At 37.6% G+C, this 14,871-nt stretch carries 12 protein-coding genes; 3 read left to right on the forward strand and 9 right to left on the reverse strand.

Annotated elements, in window-relative coordinates; translation table 11 throughout:
- Positions 1-65: 65 nt before the first annotated feature.
- Positions 66-1,493 (reverse strand): amidohydrolase, encoded by a 1,428-nt coding sequence (locus tag Q2T41_RS18285; RefSeq protein ID WP_304437253.1) that lies wholly within the window; start codon positions 1,491-1,493, stop codon positions 66-68.
- A gap of 249 nt (positions 1,494-1,742) precedes the next feature.
- Between Q2T41_RS18285 and Q2T41_RS18290 the strand changes: the two genes are divergently transcribed.
- The gene (locus Q2T41_RS18290; protein WP_304437254.1) at positions 1,743-2,792 is read left to right on the forward strand and encodes a DUF6340 family protein; all 1,050 of its coding nucleotides are present in this window, start codon (positions 1,743-1,745) and stop codon (positions 2,790-2,792) included.
- 2 nt (positions 2,793-2,794) lie between these two features.
- On the opposite strand, the gene Q2T41_RS18295 is transcribed toward Q2T41_RS18290, so the two are convergent.
- The 3 genes from Q2T41_RS18295 to Q2T41_RS18305 are packed head-to-tail and all read right to left on the reverse strand — an operon-like array spanning position 2,795 to position 5,295.
- Positions 2,795-4,108 carry a cryptochrome/photolyase family protein gene (locus tag Q2T41_RS18295; protein WP_304437255.1) on the reverse strand — a complete coding sequence of 438 codons (1,314 nt, stop codon included), beginning with the start codon at positions 4,106-4,108 and terminating at the stop codon, positions 2,795-2,797.
- Entirely contained in the window at positions 4,108-4,797 is a 690-nt protein-coding gene (locus Q2T41_RS18300; RefSeq protein ID WP_304437256.1) for an SDR family NAD(P)-dependent oxidoreductase, read from the reverse strand. The genes Q2T41_RS18295 and Q2T41_RS18300 overlap by 1 nt, the downstream gene beginning before the upstream one ends.
- Positions 4,798-5,295: an SRPBCC family protein gene (locus tag Q2T41_RS18305; RefSeq protein WP_304437257.1), complete on the reverse strand. Its 498-nt coding sequence runs from the start codon at positions 5,293-5,295 to the stop codon at positions 4,798-4,800.
- 174 nt (positions 5,296-5,469) lie between these two features.
- Here Q2T41_RS18305 and Q2T41_RS18310 point away from each other — a divergent pair, with 174 nt between their 5' ends.
- Both Q2T41_RS18310 and Q2T41_RS18315 read left to right on the forward strand, forming a co-directional pair.
- Positions 5,470-6,669 (forward strand): hypothetical protein, encoded by a 1,200-nt coding sequence (locus Q2T41_RS18310; RefSeq protein ID WP_304437258.1) that lies wholly within the window; start codon positions 5,470-5,472, stop codon positions 6,667-6,669.
- A gap of 89 nt (positions 6,670-6,758) precedes the next feature.
- On the forward strand, positions 6,759-7,604 hold the full coding sequence (locus tag Q2T41_RS18315; protein ID WP_304437259.1) for a DUF2911 domain-containing protein: 846 nt from the start codon (positions 6,759-6,761) through the stop codon (positions 7,602-7,604).
- A 75-nt stretch (positions 7,605-7,679) separates the two neighbouring features.
- Here Q2T41_RS18315 and galK read toward each other — a convergent pair whose 3' ends face one another.
- The 5 genes from galK to Q2T41_RS18340 form a co-directional block, all read right to left on the reverse strand.
- Entirely contained in the window at positions 7,680-8,837 is a 1,158-nt protein-coding gene (gene galK / locus Q2T41_RS18320) for a galactokinase (RefSeq protein ID WP_304437260.1), read from the reverse strand.
- Between the two features lie 30 nt (positions 8,838-8,867).
- Positions 8,868-10,601: a sodium:solute symporter family protein gene (locus Q2T41_RS18325; RefSeq protein ID WP_304437261.1), complete on the reverse strand. Its 1,734-nt coding sequence runs from the start codon at positions 10,599-10,601 to the stop codon at positions 8,868-8,870.
- Positions 10,602-10,712: 111 nt separating this feature from the next.
- The gene (locus Q2T41_RS18330; protein ID WP_304437262.1) at positions 10,713-13,244 is read right to left on the reverse strand and encodes a PIG-L family deacetylase; all 2,532 of its coding nucleotides are present in this window, start codon (positions 13,242-13,244) and stop codon (positions 10,713-10,715) included.
- Between the two features lie 80 nt (positions 13,245-13,324).
- Positions 13,325-13,894: a mechanosensitive ion channel domain-containing protein gene (locus tag Q2T41_RS18335; protein WP_089260532.1), complete on the reverse strand. Its 570-nt coding sequence runs from the start codon at positions 13,892-13,894 to the stop codon at positions 13,325-13,327.
- A gap of 4 nt (positions 13,895-13,898) precedes the next feature.
- Positions 13,899-14,849 carry a septum formation inhibitor Maf gene (locus Q2T41_RS18340; protein ID WP_304437263.1) on the reverse strand — a complete coding sequence of 317 codons (951 nt, stop codon included), beginning with the start codon at positions 14,847-14,849 and terminating at the stop codon, positions 13,899-13,901.
- Between the last annotated feature and the right edge of the window lie 22 nt (positions 14,850-14,871).

Genomic DNA, 14,871 nt, shown 5'->3' on the forward strand with positions numbered 1-14,871 from the left:
CGGCTTTCAAGATACTTAAAAATGAAAGAAGCTACCGTTTATGATAGCTTCTTTTCCTATTTGTTTTATTTTCCTTTAAGTGGCGGTGGACCATCTATCATTGGCTCATAGACCTCGTCTCCTTTTCTTGTCTTAAATTCCTCTTTTACCTTTGTGACTAGTTTTGGGTCTTGAAAAAGATCCAACATCGTCATTGCCATTGCCTTAGAAGCATGAATCATTCCCTTATGACCAATGGACATACCACCACAGGCCACAACGGCCCATGAATGCCAGGGAGTACCTTTTGGTGCAACGGCTACACCTAAGTTAATATTGGGTACGTTCCAACTTACATCGCCTACATCCGTTGAACCACCACCGGGATTTTCTTCGGTTTCCTTTAAGGGATGCACGGCGCCATCCATACCTATTTCTGGTTTACCGGTTGCTTTTTGTATTGCTTTTCCAAAAACGGTTTCTTCCTCCGTGTATGTAATGGGGCCTAATAATTCTAAGTTGCCCTGCATAATTTCACCGCCGGCACGATTGACCAATGTTTCATAAATACCGGAAACCAATGAAATTTTATAGTCTACATTGGCCATGATGGCGGCACCTTCCGCCATTTTTTTTACACGTTCATAGGTGGGCAACATTTTTGACCTTTTGGGGTCACGTACCCTTACCCATAATTTTGCATAATCTGGCACTACGTTCACTACTTGTCCTCCGTCCTGAATATGGTAATGTATTCTAGAAGTGGGCAATATATGCTCCCTATAATAATTGATGCCCGTGGTGTATAGCTCTAAGGCATCAGAGGCACTACGGCCGTTCCAAGGGTCTGCCGAAGCATGGGCGGTCTGTCCGTAAAATTCTACGATAAAATCGATCAATGAAAGTCCACTCTGTACATCGGCCTCTATTTCAGCAGAAGGGTGCCAGCTAATATTTACATCTACATCATCCCAAAGCCCCGCTTTTACCATCCAAACCTTTGCAAAATACTTTTCTTCCGCAGGTGTGCCTAGAAATTTTACGGTGCCTTTTATTTTACCGGCATCCATTAATTCCTTTATGGCAATGGCAGAGCCCAGACTGGCGGTGCCAAACATATTATGACCACACCCATGACCGGCGGCACCTTCCTTAAAAGGTTCTTTTACCGGTGTCGTTTTTTGTGATATGCCGGGTAGGGCATCAAATTCTCCTAGGATACTTATTACCGGACTTCCGGAACCATAGGTGGCGGTAAAGGCAGTTGGGATATCCGCAACGCCCCTTGTTACGGTCAATCCATTTTTCTCTGCATAATCAGCTAGTATTCTGGATGATTCAGATTCATCAAAAGCAGTCTCTGCCAAGGCCCAAATAGAATCACTTATTTTAATAAGCTCCTCTTTATGTTTTTCAACAGATTCAATAAGCGATTTTTTGTCTTTACTCAATTTTTGAGAAAATACAGTTGTACCCATGCATAGGCATAAGGCGAGCAGTGTAATTTTTTTCATTTTCGTAAAAGTTGGTTTGTAGTCAGTTATTAATCGAACAATTGTCGATTGTTGTAGTAAATATAACGATATACTAGGTTTTAATGAAGTTCAATTTACATTATAAACCTGTACTATTATGCTATTTAAAAATAATGAACACACAATTAAACTATTGATAATACGGCAGCTAATATTTGATATAATGTATAATTTAAAGTCTCATTTTTCGTTAATACTCAAATCATTACGTTTAAAATTCATTCAGTTATGAAAAGTTTATACTTGTATATGCTCTGCCTTGCTGTTTCATTTTCATTTATAGCTTGTAGTTCTACAAATAGATTAACCATGGGTATTACCCAACCTGCTCAAGTTTCAATAGCATCTGATGTATTGCATATAGGAATCATCAACAGGAGTGAAGCTTCGGAAAAAAATAAAGTTGTAGATAATATTGAAAAGATACTTTCATTGGAAGGATTGAACATGGACAAAGAAGGGGCGCAAAAAGCCGTATCCGGACTACGGTATGAATTAGAGCGTGGTAATAGGTTTGAAACGATAAAAATAATTGAAGGTAATAAAGATTTTGAAAAGGGATTAGGTGTTTTCCCTGCAGCACTTTCATGGGATGTTGTAGACAAAATTTGTAAAGAAAATGGTGTGGATGTATTGTTCTCTCTAGAATTTTATGATACTGATACCGCAGCAGATTATGAGATGACCATGATGAAAATTCCTAACAACTTAGGTATTTTGGCAGAAGTACCTGGTCATAGAATTATTTTAAATACACTGATCAATAATGGATGGCGTGTCTATGATGCCGCCAATAGAATTATCGTTGATGAGTACATCACTAATAATCAGGTAAATTCTATGGGAGAAGGAATAAATCCTGTAAAGGCATTTGAAGCCGTGATCGGAAGAAAAGAAGCTGTGATGGATATCAGTACAAATTTAGGGGCTAATTATGCCCGTTTTACCCTGCCAGCAAAAGTTCGTATCGCTAGGGAATATTTTGTAAAAGGAAGTGACAGTTTCAAGATGGCAAAAAGAAGGGCATTGACCGGTAATTGGGACGGCGCGGCAGAACTTTGGGATGCGGAGTTAAACAATCCTAAATTAAAAGTTGCCGGTAGAGCCCATTATAACATGGCAATAAGTAATGAAATTAACGGCAATTTAAGCCGTGCTATAGAGTTTGCCTCTAAAGCATACACGGACTATGGTACTAAAGAAGCACTACGCTATGTCAATACACTAAAAAGAAGGGTCGTTGATCAACAAGAATTAAATCGTCAATTGGCAAAATAATATCAATTCAAGGCATTCTTATAGGTTTCCAAACACCGTTCCCTTGCCTTTTTATGGTCTACCATTTTTTCTGGATAATCATCCGTGCCATATTCTGGAATCCATTTTTTAATATATTCCTTTTTTTTATCGAATTTATCTACCTGTGTCATAGGATTGAAAATTCTAAAATATGGTGAAGCATCTACGCCGCTACCCGCTGCCCATTGCCAATTACCAACATTGGAACTCATTTCGTAATCCAACAACTTTTCTGCAAAATAAGTTTCGCCCCAACGCCAATCTATCAACAAATGTTTACATAAGAAACTTGCTACCAGCATTCTTACCCGGTTGTGCATATATCCCGTGTTGTAAAGTTCACGCATACCCGCATCTACAAGTAAGTAACCGGTATTTCCATTTTTCCACTTATCAAATTCATCTTCATTGTTTCTCCATTCAATACGGTCATATTTGGGTTTAAAAGCGTTATCTGTCGTATGTGGGAAATGCCAAAGAATGGTCATGAAAAATTCTCGCCAAATGAGCTCGCTCCAAAATACCTCGTTCTTTTCCGCTATGGCCTTTTTTATCATTTTCCTTACCGATACCGTCCCAAATCTTAAATGGGGACCCAAATGTGATGTACCATAATCCAAGGCAGGAAAATTTCTGGTACCCTCATAGTTTTCGATTAATGTGGGCGTAACATCATAATCCGGTACTTCTATTTCAGATTTTTCAAATCCAATATCACTTAGTGATAGGTTTGGTAATCTGGTATGGGCTATTAAATTATGTAGATGCTGACTGGTATAATGGATTTTTAGGTTCTTATCCGCATCAAAATTTTCTTTCCATTTATTTTTATAGGGTGTATAGACTACGTAAGGTTCGCCATCATCCTTTACAATTTCCGCTTTTTCAAAGATTACTTGGTCCTTAAAAGTTTTAAATGGTATATCATTATCGGCTAATAACTTTTCTATATGTACATCACGTTCTTTTGCATAAGGCTCATAATCCCGGTTCGTGAATACGCACTCTATTTCATATTCTTTTAATAGTTCAGCAAAGACAGATTTGGGTTTTCCATAATACATGGCCAAGGAACTGTTGTGGTTCTCTTGGAGCTCATTACGCATTTGCTGTAAAGTATCGTATATAAAATTCAGCCTTGCATCATCCTTGGGAAGTTTGGACAATATTTCGGTATCAAAAATGAAAATGGGTAGTACGGGAAAATCTCCCTTTAAAGCTTCCAAAAAGCCCACGTTATCATCTAATCTTAAATCTCTTCTAAACCAAAATATAGAAACTTTCTTATTGGACATTAATGTATGTTTAAAGTTGATAAACCACCATCCACACCAAGAACCTGACCCGTTACCCAAGCACTTTTCTCGCTTAACAAATAAATGGCACTTTGGGCAATATCGTTTGCAGTGCCAACACGCTTTAAAGGATGTCTGTCATCCATTGCCTCTCTTTTCTTTTCATTGTTCAATAGCCTACCTGCAAGGGGAGTATCCACTAAGGAAGGAGCAATTACGTTAACCCTAATTTTAGGGGCATATTCAGCGGCCATAGACTTTGCAAAACCTTCTATTGCTCCTTTGGCAGCAGAAACACTTGTGTGGAACGGCATTCCTGTACCTACGGCAATAGTACTAAAAAATACCATGCTTGAACCTTCGTTCATTTTACCGATGATATTCTTGACCACATTTACCATAGCAAAGAAATTAATTTCCATATCCTGTCTTATGGTATCCACACCCATCATTTTAAAAGGTTTTAAATTTATACTGCCCGGGCAATATACAAAACCATCTAACTTTTCTGGAAGTTGACCTAGGTCCAGTTCATCCTTGGTGGCATCAAATGGTATATGGGTTATATTTTTATGGACAATAGTATCTGCTGTTCTAGAGGCTATGAAAAGTTGATGGTTGTCCTTTAATTCATTCACTATTGCTAAGCCAATACCGTGAGAACCTCCAATTAGTAATATATTTTTCATTTAAAAAGAGTTTAGTGATAATTGATTGGGAATATGTTCTATTGCACCAAAAAGTTCCTTTAATTTTTGTTCCCTATATTTAAAAATGGTCAGTAATTGTTTCTTTACCAATAGGGGATGGGCAATTTGGCCTAAAATGCCTAGAGGAATCTTGTAATCAATAATATCTTCCATTTCAATACCATGTTCTATTTCTGTGATAAAGTGTTTATGGTGCCATAGGGCGTACGGTCCAAACCGTTGTTCGTCCACGAAATACTCACCAACCCTAACATGAGTAATTTCCGTTACCCATTTTGTTGTGTAACCAGGAAACGGGGATACGGTATATTGTATTATTTGACCAGGAAACATAGGTCTGTCCGCTCCGGACAAAATGTTGAAACCCATATGTTCAGGAGTAATTACCTTTAAGTTCTTAGGGTCCGATAGAAAATTCCACGCTTCACCTTTGGATATGGGTAAAGCCTGCTTAGAATGTAATTGATATAATTTCATGTGCGCTGTTTGTCCAAAGGTATGACCATTATTTGTTTAATTAAAATCTAAATAAGTTAAACAAAAATTAAATTAATAGATATTTGGCCCTTTAGACCGATGGTTTGACGATTAATTTAAATTTACATCGCTTATGCTGAAGGTTTTAACTTTATTGTAGTTTATTTTGCATCTATGAAAATTTCCGTTCACTATTTTTTATGTGTAATTATGATCGTAACGACCTTGCATAGTTATGCACAGCAAAACTTGCAAACCATTGGTGAACTCCCCAGCGAAGTACTGGAAAGCTCTGGATTGTTATTTTTTAATGGACATTTAATTACACATAATGATTCCGGTAACGAGCCTGTCTTATATGAACTGGATACCTTGAACCTATCCGTTGTAAGGACTGTAACGGTTACGAACGTCGAAAATACGGATTGGGAAGCTATTACGGAAGACGGGGAATATATTTATATAGGTGATTTTGGCAACAATGTCGGTACTCGAACGGATTTGGCAATCCATAGAATTGAAAAGTCAGACTTTTTGGCCTCTGATGAAGTTCAGGCAACTACCATATTTTTTTCCTATGCCGACCAAATTGATTTTTCGGATAGTGGAAATAGCGATTGGGATGCAGAAGCTTTTTTCGTTTTGAACGATATATTGATCATTCTTACCAAACAATGGCAAAGTATGGGAAGTGTAGCATATGCAATTCCTAAATTTCCAGGAAACCATGTGGCAGAAAGGGTGGGAGCAATAGAGAATATAGGTTTGGTTACGGATGCCACCTTTGATAGTACAAATAATACCTTGGTAATTTTAGGGTATTCTTCCATTTTAAGTCCATTTATAGGCACTGTTGACATTTTGGATTCCCAAGATGTCCTTAACGGACTTTCAATTAATTCCTTGGGATTGAATTTTGTTCAAGCTGAAGGTATTACGAATACTACATCAGGAAATTACTTTTTTACCTCGGAATATTTCTCCAGGCAAAGTCCTACCATTGAGTCAAGTTCAAGGTTGTTTTCATTTCAACTCATAGATGAAGAACCCGAAGAACCTGAAATTCCAGAGGAAACGGAAGAACCCGAAACGCCAGAAGAGCCGGAAGAACCTGAAGCACCTCAAGAGGAACTAGTGGACCAACTTATTATTTATAAAGATGATAACAGTAATATTTACCATTATTCTATAACCACTACCAAAGATATTTATGGGCAGATCATTTATAATGTTCTTGGACAACGGGTATGGGAAAATTTAAATGAGGTCGAGAAAGAAGGTGTTATTAATGTATCCTTGGAAACCTCAATATACTATATGACCATGTATTTAGAAGATGGAGTCATAGCACAACCTTTTGCTGTATATAAGTAATTCAACATCTCTCAGTATTTAAGATTTTGTTAACAATCTAACGGTATGTTTATCTCTAATTTCGTAGGTATAAACTAATCACTAAAGTCATGAACAAAGTAGTACTCTTTTTATTGGCAATCGTAGCGTCATTTACGGTTGAAGCACAAATTAATACTCCGGCACCAAGTCCGTCTTCAAAATTAATACAGACTGTGGGCCTAACCGAAGTAACCATTGATTATTCCAGACCTTCCATGAGAGGTCGTAAGGTTTATGGTAATTTGGTTCCTTTTGACAAGCTATGGCGAACAGGTTCCAATGCTTATACCAAAGTTACTTTTGATACTCAGGTTACCATTGCTGATAGTGCGGTGGAAGCTGGTACGTATTCAATTTTTACCAAACCTGGAGCTTCTTCTTGGGAAGTGTTTTTTTACACCGATATTGATGGTGGAGGAACCCCAAAGGTTTGGGAAGAAGAAAAGGTTGTAGCTCAATTGAACGTTCCAGTTTATAAAATGGATATGCCTGTTGAAACGTTTACGATTACTATAGATGATGTAACGAGTAATGGAGCAAACATTGGCATCATATGGGAGAACACCTATGTTGCCGTTCCATTTTCAGTACCAACGGATGCAATTGTAATGAAGAATATAGATAAAGCATTAAACGGTCCTACTGCAGGGGATTATTATGCAGCGGCAGTATACTATTCCAGTGAAGGCAAGGATATACAAAAAGCAAAGCAATGGATGGACAAAGCAATGTCAATGACCGATAAACCTGCATTTTGGCAATTAAGGCAGCAATCTTTGATATTGGCAAAGGCAGGGGACAAAAAAGGAGCAATAGAGGCAGCCAAAAAATCATTGGCAGGTGCTAAAGAAGCCGGTAACGATGATTATGTTAAAATGAATACAGATTCATTAAAAGAGTGGGGGGCCAAGTAAGCTTTCCTTTCCATAATAAAAAGTCCGTGCAATGAATGCACGGACTTTTTTTATAAGATTGTTTTATTGGTTTTATTAGGCAATTACCTTTACACCATCATCAATGGCCAGGTGATAATATTCTGCACTTATTCCGGTGCGCTCCCTGTAATTTTGTAGTAGTGCCGTAATGCAGGTATCCAATTTATTGGTTTCTACAAGGTTTATGGTGCACCCTCCAAAACCGCCACCCATCATTCTAGAACCCATTACACCGTCCAGTTCTTCACCAATCTTTACCAAGATATCTAGTTCTGGTGTTGTAATTTCATATTGTAATGACATGGCCCAATGCCCTTGCCTTAGAATTTTCCCAACTTGCTCCGCATTGCCTTCCGTTAAGGCCTGCATCATGTTAAGAACTCGTGAATTCTCCTCTATAATATATTTGGCGCGTTTTAAATCGGTTTCATTTGCTTTCTCGGATATATGATGTAAATCTTCTACTGTTACATCACGTAATGAAGTCACCCCATTTTTAATCTGCTGTACCAATTTCACAATATTTTCACATGATACCCTTCTCTTGTTGTATTCAGAATCCACGGCCAAATTGTGCTTAATATTAGAATTTACCAAAACCCAACTATAACCTTGAAGATTAATGGGGATGTAACTATGGCTCAAATCTTTACAGTCTAGAAAAAAAGCATTTCCTTTTTTTCCAAAAAGTACCGCATATTGATCCATTAGACCGCAATTAAGACCAATCTTATGTTCCGCTTTTTGAGCAATCAACGCTATGTCTTCCCTGGGAAGTTCTTTGCCTGAAACTTTGGTGATAGCGTAAATAAATCCACAGCAAAGTGCAGCGGAAGAAGAAAGTCCTGAACCAATGGGAATATCACCGCCAAAAACGCAGTTCATTCCTTTAAGCGGATAATTTTCGGCTACTAAAATATCAATGATCGCTTTAAAGTAGTTACCCCAAAAGCGTGCATACTTATCGTGATTTCCGTTTAATTGAAACGTTATCTTTTCCGGTTGGGTCAGAAAGGTTTCTATTTGTATGGTACCGGATTCATTAGGGGAAACCGCAAAATATATGGCTTTCTCAATGGAGGCCGGCAGTACTAAACCTTCATTATAATCTGTGTGCTCCCCTATAAGATTAATTCTTCCTGGTGCTTTAATCAATAAGGGTTGCGAGTGATTTTGTTCTGTAAAATAGGAGGAAATTTCTTTTTGGACCATAAATTGGGGCTGAACGTGATTTATTGGTGATTAATTTGTGGATAACGGCTTTTTCAACATTCTATCAAACGCTTCAAATACAAATGATATTATAATTACCAATGCCGCACCAAAAAAGTTTAACCATAAATATCCTAATTTTTCCTGACCGGATGGATAGATGTGGATAAGGTAGTAATAAATTATGCAAATAATGATCTGTGTTATTATTGCAGCAAAAAAGACCGCATTCCCTTTAATGAACTTAAAAAAGAACGCAATTAAAAATATACCCAAAACGTTGCCATAGAATATACTACCAATAATATTGACCAGTTGAATTAAATTATCAAATAAGTTGGCTACACACGCAATGAATATAGCTACAACTCCCCATAACAAGGTAAAATACTTAGAGGCCTTAACATAATGCTTTTCGGTAAATATTCCCGTACGGTTTCTTTTGTAAAGGTCCAAAGCAGTTATGGTTCCCAAGGCATTTAATTCAGAAGCGGTTGAGGACATTGCGGCAGAAAGGATAACCGCAAGCAATAGCCCCACTAAACCTGTAGGAAGATTGTTGAGAATGAAATGTATAAACACATAATCCTTATCATTGGTCTCCACTACACTATTAGCCTGACCAATTAAGGATTTGGCCGCTACGCGATTGGTGCTGTCTTTTTGATTAATGCGTATAATTTGCATTTTTGCTTCTTCCACGGCCGTAAATTCCTTAATCTCCAGAGCAGAGGAAAATTTATTTTGCGCAATTCTTTTTTCAGCTTCCAAGGCTATCTGTCCTTCTTGCAGTAACCGGTAATCGTCTGCCAATGGAGATTCCATAACGGCTTGCGTCGCCGATGGATTAAAATTTAATGGTGAAGGATTGTATTGATAAAAGACAAAAACCATAACCCCTACCAGTAATATAAAAAACTGCATAGGTATTTTAAAAATGGCATTGAATACGAGACCTAACTGGCTCTCACGAATAGATTTTCCAGATAAATATCGTTGTACCTGACTTTGGTCCGTACCAAAATATGCCAGAAAAAGGAAAAGTCCCCCAGTAATACCACTCCATATGGTATACCTGCTAGAGGTATCTAAATCAAAATTTAAAATATTTAGCTTATTACTGGCACCTGCAATCTTCATGGCCTTGCTAAAAGTGATGTCCGAAGGAAGGTAGCCCAATATAAAGAAAAAGGTAATGAACATACCGGTCATGATAATGAACATTTGCTGTTTTTGGGTTACGCTCACGGCCTTGGTTCCACCGGATACGGTGTAAATGATTACCAAAGTCCCTATAATAATATTCAGCGTTCTTAAATCCCAACCCAATACCGCCGACAAAATTATAGATGGTGCAAATATGGTTATACCAGCTGCAAGACCTCTTTGTATCAAGAAAAGAACTGCGGCCAAGGAGCGTGTTTTTAAATCAAAGCGCCCTTCTAAGAATTCATAGGCCGTATAGACTTTCATTCTATGGTATAAGGGAACAAATACCATACATATAATTATCATAGCAAATGGCAATCCAAAATAGAACTGTACAAAGCCCATACCGTCATGAAAAGCCTGCCCCGGGGTAGATAAAAATGTAATGGCACTGGCCTGGGTAGCCATTACGGATAAGCCAATAGTCCACCATTTAGAGTTGTTGCCACCTCTAACATAGTCATCTACGTTCTTACTGCCTTTGGTTTTCCATACCCCATAAATTACAATGAACAATAGGGTACCGGCCAATATGAACCAATCTAGTTCCTTCATATTAATTAAAAGAAGTCATTACGTAATAAAAAACAAGAACATAAATTAAGTTGAGGACCAATACTATAGTGTATTCTTTCTTCCATGTAGTATTTTCATCACGTTCTGTTTTCATCCTTTTATTTTTTCTTTGGATACAACCTTATCCTTACCTACGGATAATAGGTTGGAGAATAGTTTGTATGCGCCTGGCACACCTACGGGCAATTCCCTAAAAAAGCTTAGTCCGGTATAAATATAGTTTCCCTTTCCATATGGGGCAATTAATAAACTACCTTTTGTACTTTTCTCTCCTTGATCGCTCATTTCTAGTATTGGTGTAAATTCAGGACTCCACTCATTAGGGAAGTATAGACCACGCTCTTGAACCCATCCATTAAAATCATCTGTGGTAATTTTATTAGGGAAATTTACCAAGGAATGGTTTGTGGCTATGATTTTGACTTCACTGTTTTCATTGGTGACCCTATCCCTGGAAATAGTAAGTTCATAAGGTGCAATTTTCTCAAATTGATCACGCCACCTACTTGCCGTATTATACTGCACAATAACCGTACCGCCGTTCTTTACATATTCTAGAATAAATCTTTGCTTAAATTCCAGTTCGTCTACGACATTATATGCCCTAATACCCATAACAACGGCATCATATTTACTCAAAGATTCGGCAGTGATAGAAGCCGGATCAATAAGCTGTACATTATAACCTATTTGCGCTAAGCTTGTAGGTACTTCATCTCCGGCACCCATTATATACCCTATATTTTCACCTGCCTTTTCAATATTTAACCTAACTACCTTGGCCTCTGATGGCAATAGCACGGTTTGCGTAGGAATATGGTCATAGGCTATGGTTACCAATTCTTTTTTGATTTCCTGGCCGTTAAGTTTTAGTATAGGTGTTATAAAACTTTCATTTTCGGTTGCCGGGGGGGTTAAGGTGAAGTAAACCGTCTGTTCATCATCTTTTTTGGCTATGAAGAATTCCTGTTGGGATTTATCTATCTGCCATCCTGCTCCAAAGGTCAACGCTATACTGCCCTTTATACTGTCCTTATGTGCTTTTATGGTAACGGGAATACGCTTTGGGGCGGCATCGGCAAAAATTAAAACCTTATCCTTGAATTTTGCGGTAGCCTGGGGTAAAATCTCAAATGGTTGATATAATTCCCCTTTATCCGGTCTTGCATATTTATAACGTACTGGTCTTGAAATAGGGATAGTTTCTCCTGCCAGCTCTATAGTAAAATTGACGGTAAAAGCCCTTGGTGTTTCCGGTAGGCCAATTAATTCCTTGTCCTTAACCTTATATATACCTAAATCACCTTTTTCCAATAACCAATACGGACTGGTAAATGATGTTTTTGTCGGTATATTGAAGTTTACACCATTCTTATAGGCATTGTTATTATGAAGTGGTATCGGTGTCGTAGAGACTTTTTCTTCATTGATATTAACGGATTTTAATATTACTTTAAAAGCACTTCGGTTCAATGCTTCAAGGTCTATGGAAACTGTTTCTCCAGGAGTAGATGAAGGTGTTTTTGTGGTTGCCTCTAAATGAAGTCCCATAATTGCGGTCATAATAGCTACCAACTCTTGGGTTTTCCGGTTTTTCCAATGGGTGTCAGAGATTTTTTGAATCAAGCCATAGGCTTTTGCCAACTCGGGCAAATGAACCGTGGGGTCCTTGAAATTAAAGTCATTTTCTACTTTGTAAAGTATATCACCAACTTCCTTACCACCTTTTACCCTTGACCAACTCGTATCTATTCCGTCAAAAATATTTGATTTATCATTGGGTAAATCCCCTTTAAGCAATTCTATATATTCGTTTTCGGAACCTCTTGTAGTCAGTCTTCCAAATCCTTGGCATAAATGTTGACTACTTGCCAATGACGCTATTTCATTATTGGATTTGCCCAACATAGGATAGTATACCCCAACATCCATTTGTAATAAATTGGTCTTATCCGCTTTCTTGAAATTTTCTTCACTACCATAAAACCACCATGAGGTGTTAAAAAATAATCTTTTTGGTTGCCAAGGATTTGTGGCACTTAACTGTTCAGGATATGCATTGGTATCATTTGCCAAGTCAAACGCTTCTACACTCAACATTGCCGATGAAGTGTGGTGACCATGTGTACTTCCCGGTGTACGGTGGTCAAACCTATTAATAATAATGTCTGGCTTAAATTTCCTTATGGCCCTGACCACATCTCCCAAAATGGCTTCCTTGTTCCATATTTCAAGAGTTTCCTTAGGGTGTTTGGAATATCCAAAATCGTTAGCGCGTGTAAAAAGTTGTTCTCCTCCATCTACACGTCTTGCCGCCAATAACTCCTGAGTGCGCAAAACTCCTAAAAGTTCACGTAATTCCGTTCCAATAAGATTTTGCCCACCATCTCCACGGGTAAGGGATAAGTAACCGGTTCTGGCCTTGACATTATTAGATAAATAAGATATTAGCCTTGTATTTTCATCATCCGGGTGTGCCGCAATATATAAGGCGGTACCTAAAAAATTTAATTTTTCAATGGAATGGTAAATATCTGCTGGGGAAGATGTTTTTGGAGCTTGAGATAAAACGGTTGAACTAATTAAAAGGACACAGGATAACAATCCTAATAAATGGCGCATGTTAAGGTGGTTTTGGTCGTAAAATCAAATATAATAAGATTAGCTGCCAACCTTGCTTTTTTACGACTTCTTTAACAAAATCAGGCTTTTTCTTCCTCAGTAGTTAAAAACTCACCTTCACGGTAAGTAGATATTAAAACTACTCCCTTTTGTAGTACCAAATTGTTGGGATAGGTTAAAATTTCTCCATTGCTACGTCTTAAATGCAAATGAAAGGCCCTAATGTCCTCAATTACAAAAGTGTCTAAATTACCGGCTTCGGAATCGTTAAGTTCCTTATCCAATATCCGTATGGTATTTCCTATTTTAAAAGGAAAAGAAAAAAAGATAATTACACCGGCGGTAATATTGCTCAAAATAGACCATTGTGCAAATAATGCTACGCCTATTACTGCAAAAACGGAGGATAGCAAAACACCCAGCTCCTTATAATTAACGCTCCAAACCAGGGTAAGGGCTATAACGGCAATAATGGTAAGCGCAATATTTATAAATTTAATGATCAGGTTGGTTCTTACCGGATTAAAATCACTTAATTTACTGACTTTGCGGACTGCTGTAGTAAAAAGAAATTTTAATACAAGAATAATAATGAATACAACAAGACTGTAAATTAACTCGCTGTGATGATTGGCAATAAAGTTTCTCATAAATCTATAACCCTAAACTATCGCGCAAAGATAAATGCTTATTCGAATTTTGTTGCCAATAGGGTGTTGTAATCCTGTTAATTATTGTAGCGGTAGATGTCAAAATTTTGGCATTTTGCCCAAATCCACCTTTATAGGTATCCGTCCAACCTTCTATTGTATATGGAAAGGTAGATGAATAGGTTATTTGCAGGGTGCGCTCCAATGCAGGATATGAAATTTCATAGACCGTATAACCATCCATAGTACTGATGGTTGCTTTAGCATCGTAAGGTTTTAATTCTTTATGGGTAAGCCTAATATACTCCAATGAAGGTATCATTTGAAATGAACCTGTAGGTAACGCTGATGGGTCTATCCGTATCTTGTTCCATATTTCATTTTCTAAATGTGTTTTTGATAAATGAACATTCTGGTCTGCTTCATTACCAAAATAGGAATGGGACATGATTTCAAAATCATTTCTATTGTTTAATTGGGCATATACATGGCCACACCATTCTTGTGCGGAAAAAGAAAGTTTTAGGGCATGTTGATTATCGTGTACCGGATAAAAGCTACTGGTCATAATAGAATAAGGATAAATTCCTGTTAAATAATTTTTGGTCGCATTTAGTTTTAAAACAGGTATATTTTTCGGAGATTTTTGGTCCGCTTTTACTTGCAAATCGGGTAAAAAAGGCTCTGTTACATAAATCATTACCGCTTTGCCGTTTCGTAACTCCCCATACCTGGCTTGTTCCAGGGCATAAGAAGTAATCTCCGCGTTTCCTGAATACCAATATTCCTTAAAGTCCTTGGATAAGGTTTTTTTTGGTAAAGGTGCGTCAGTTTGTTGTGCTATCTGTTTTTGTTCTTCTTGGATTTCCGTACCCTGCTCTTTACAGGAAATTTGTATACTGGTTACCAAGATTACCAAAATGGAGCAGGTAAGGGCAAATTTAATTTTATTCATAACTTGATCTTTTGGGCTATTT

This window comes from Maribacter confluentis, assembly GCF_030505015.1.
In the GTDB taxonomy this organism is placed as follows: domain Bacteria; phylum Bacteroidota; class Bacteroidia; order Flavobacteriales; family Flavobacteriaceae; genus Maribacter; species Maribacter sedimenticola.

Excerpts from the sequence above, each read along its gene's own strand:
- Q2T41_RS18290 (WP_304437254.1), top strand. The coding sequence starts at position 1,743 with ATGAAAAGTTTATACTTGTATATGCTCTGCCTTGCTGTTTCATTTTCA.
- Q2T41_RS18310 (WP_304437258.1), top strand. The coding sequence starts at position 5,470 with ATGAAAATTTCCGTTCACTATTTTTTATGTGTAATTATGATCGTAACG.
- Q2T41_RS18285 (WP_304437253.1), bottom strand. The coding sequence starts at position 1,493 with ATGAAAAAAATTACACTGCTCGCCTTATGCCTATGCATGGGTACAACT.
- Q2T41_RS18300 (WP_304437256.1), bottom strand. The coding sequence starts at position 4,797 with ATGAAAAATATATTACTAATTGGAGGTTCTCACGGTATTGGCTTAGCA.
- Q2T41_RS18295 (WP_304437255.1), bottom strand. The coding sequence starts at position 4,108 with ATGTCCAATAAGAAAGTTTCTATATTTTGGTTTAGAAGAGATTTAAGA.
- Q2T41_RS18325 (WP_304437261.1), bottom strand. The coding sequence starts at position 10,601 with ATGAAGGAACTAGATTGGTTCATATTGGCCGGTACCCTATTGTTCATT.
- Q2T41_RS18340 (WP_304437263.1), bottom strand. The coding sequence starts at position 14,849 with ATGAATAAAATTAAATTTGCCCTTACCTGCTCCATTTTGGTAATCTTG.
- Q2T41_RS18335 (WP_089260532.1), bottom strand. The coding sequence starts at position 13,894 with ATGAGAAACTTTATTGCCAATCATCACAGCGAGTTAATTTACAGTCTT.
- galK (WP_304437260.1), bottom strand. The coding sequence starts at position 8,837 with ATGGTCCAAAAAGAAATTTCCTCCTATTTTACAGAACAAAATCACTCG.
- Q2T41_RS18330 (WP_304437262.1), bottom strand. The coding sequence starts at position 13,244 with ATGCGCCATTTATTAGGATTGTTATCCTGTGTCCTTTTAATTAGTTCA.
- Q2T41_RS18305 (WP_304437257.1), bottom strand. The coding sequence starts at position 5,295 with ATGAAATTATATCAATTACATTCTAAGCAGGCTTTACCCATATCCAAA.
- Q2T41_RS18315 (WP_304437259.1), top strand. The coding sequence starts at position 6,759 with ATGAACAAAGTAGTACTCTTTTTATTGGCAATCGTAGCGTCATTTACG.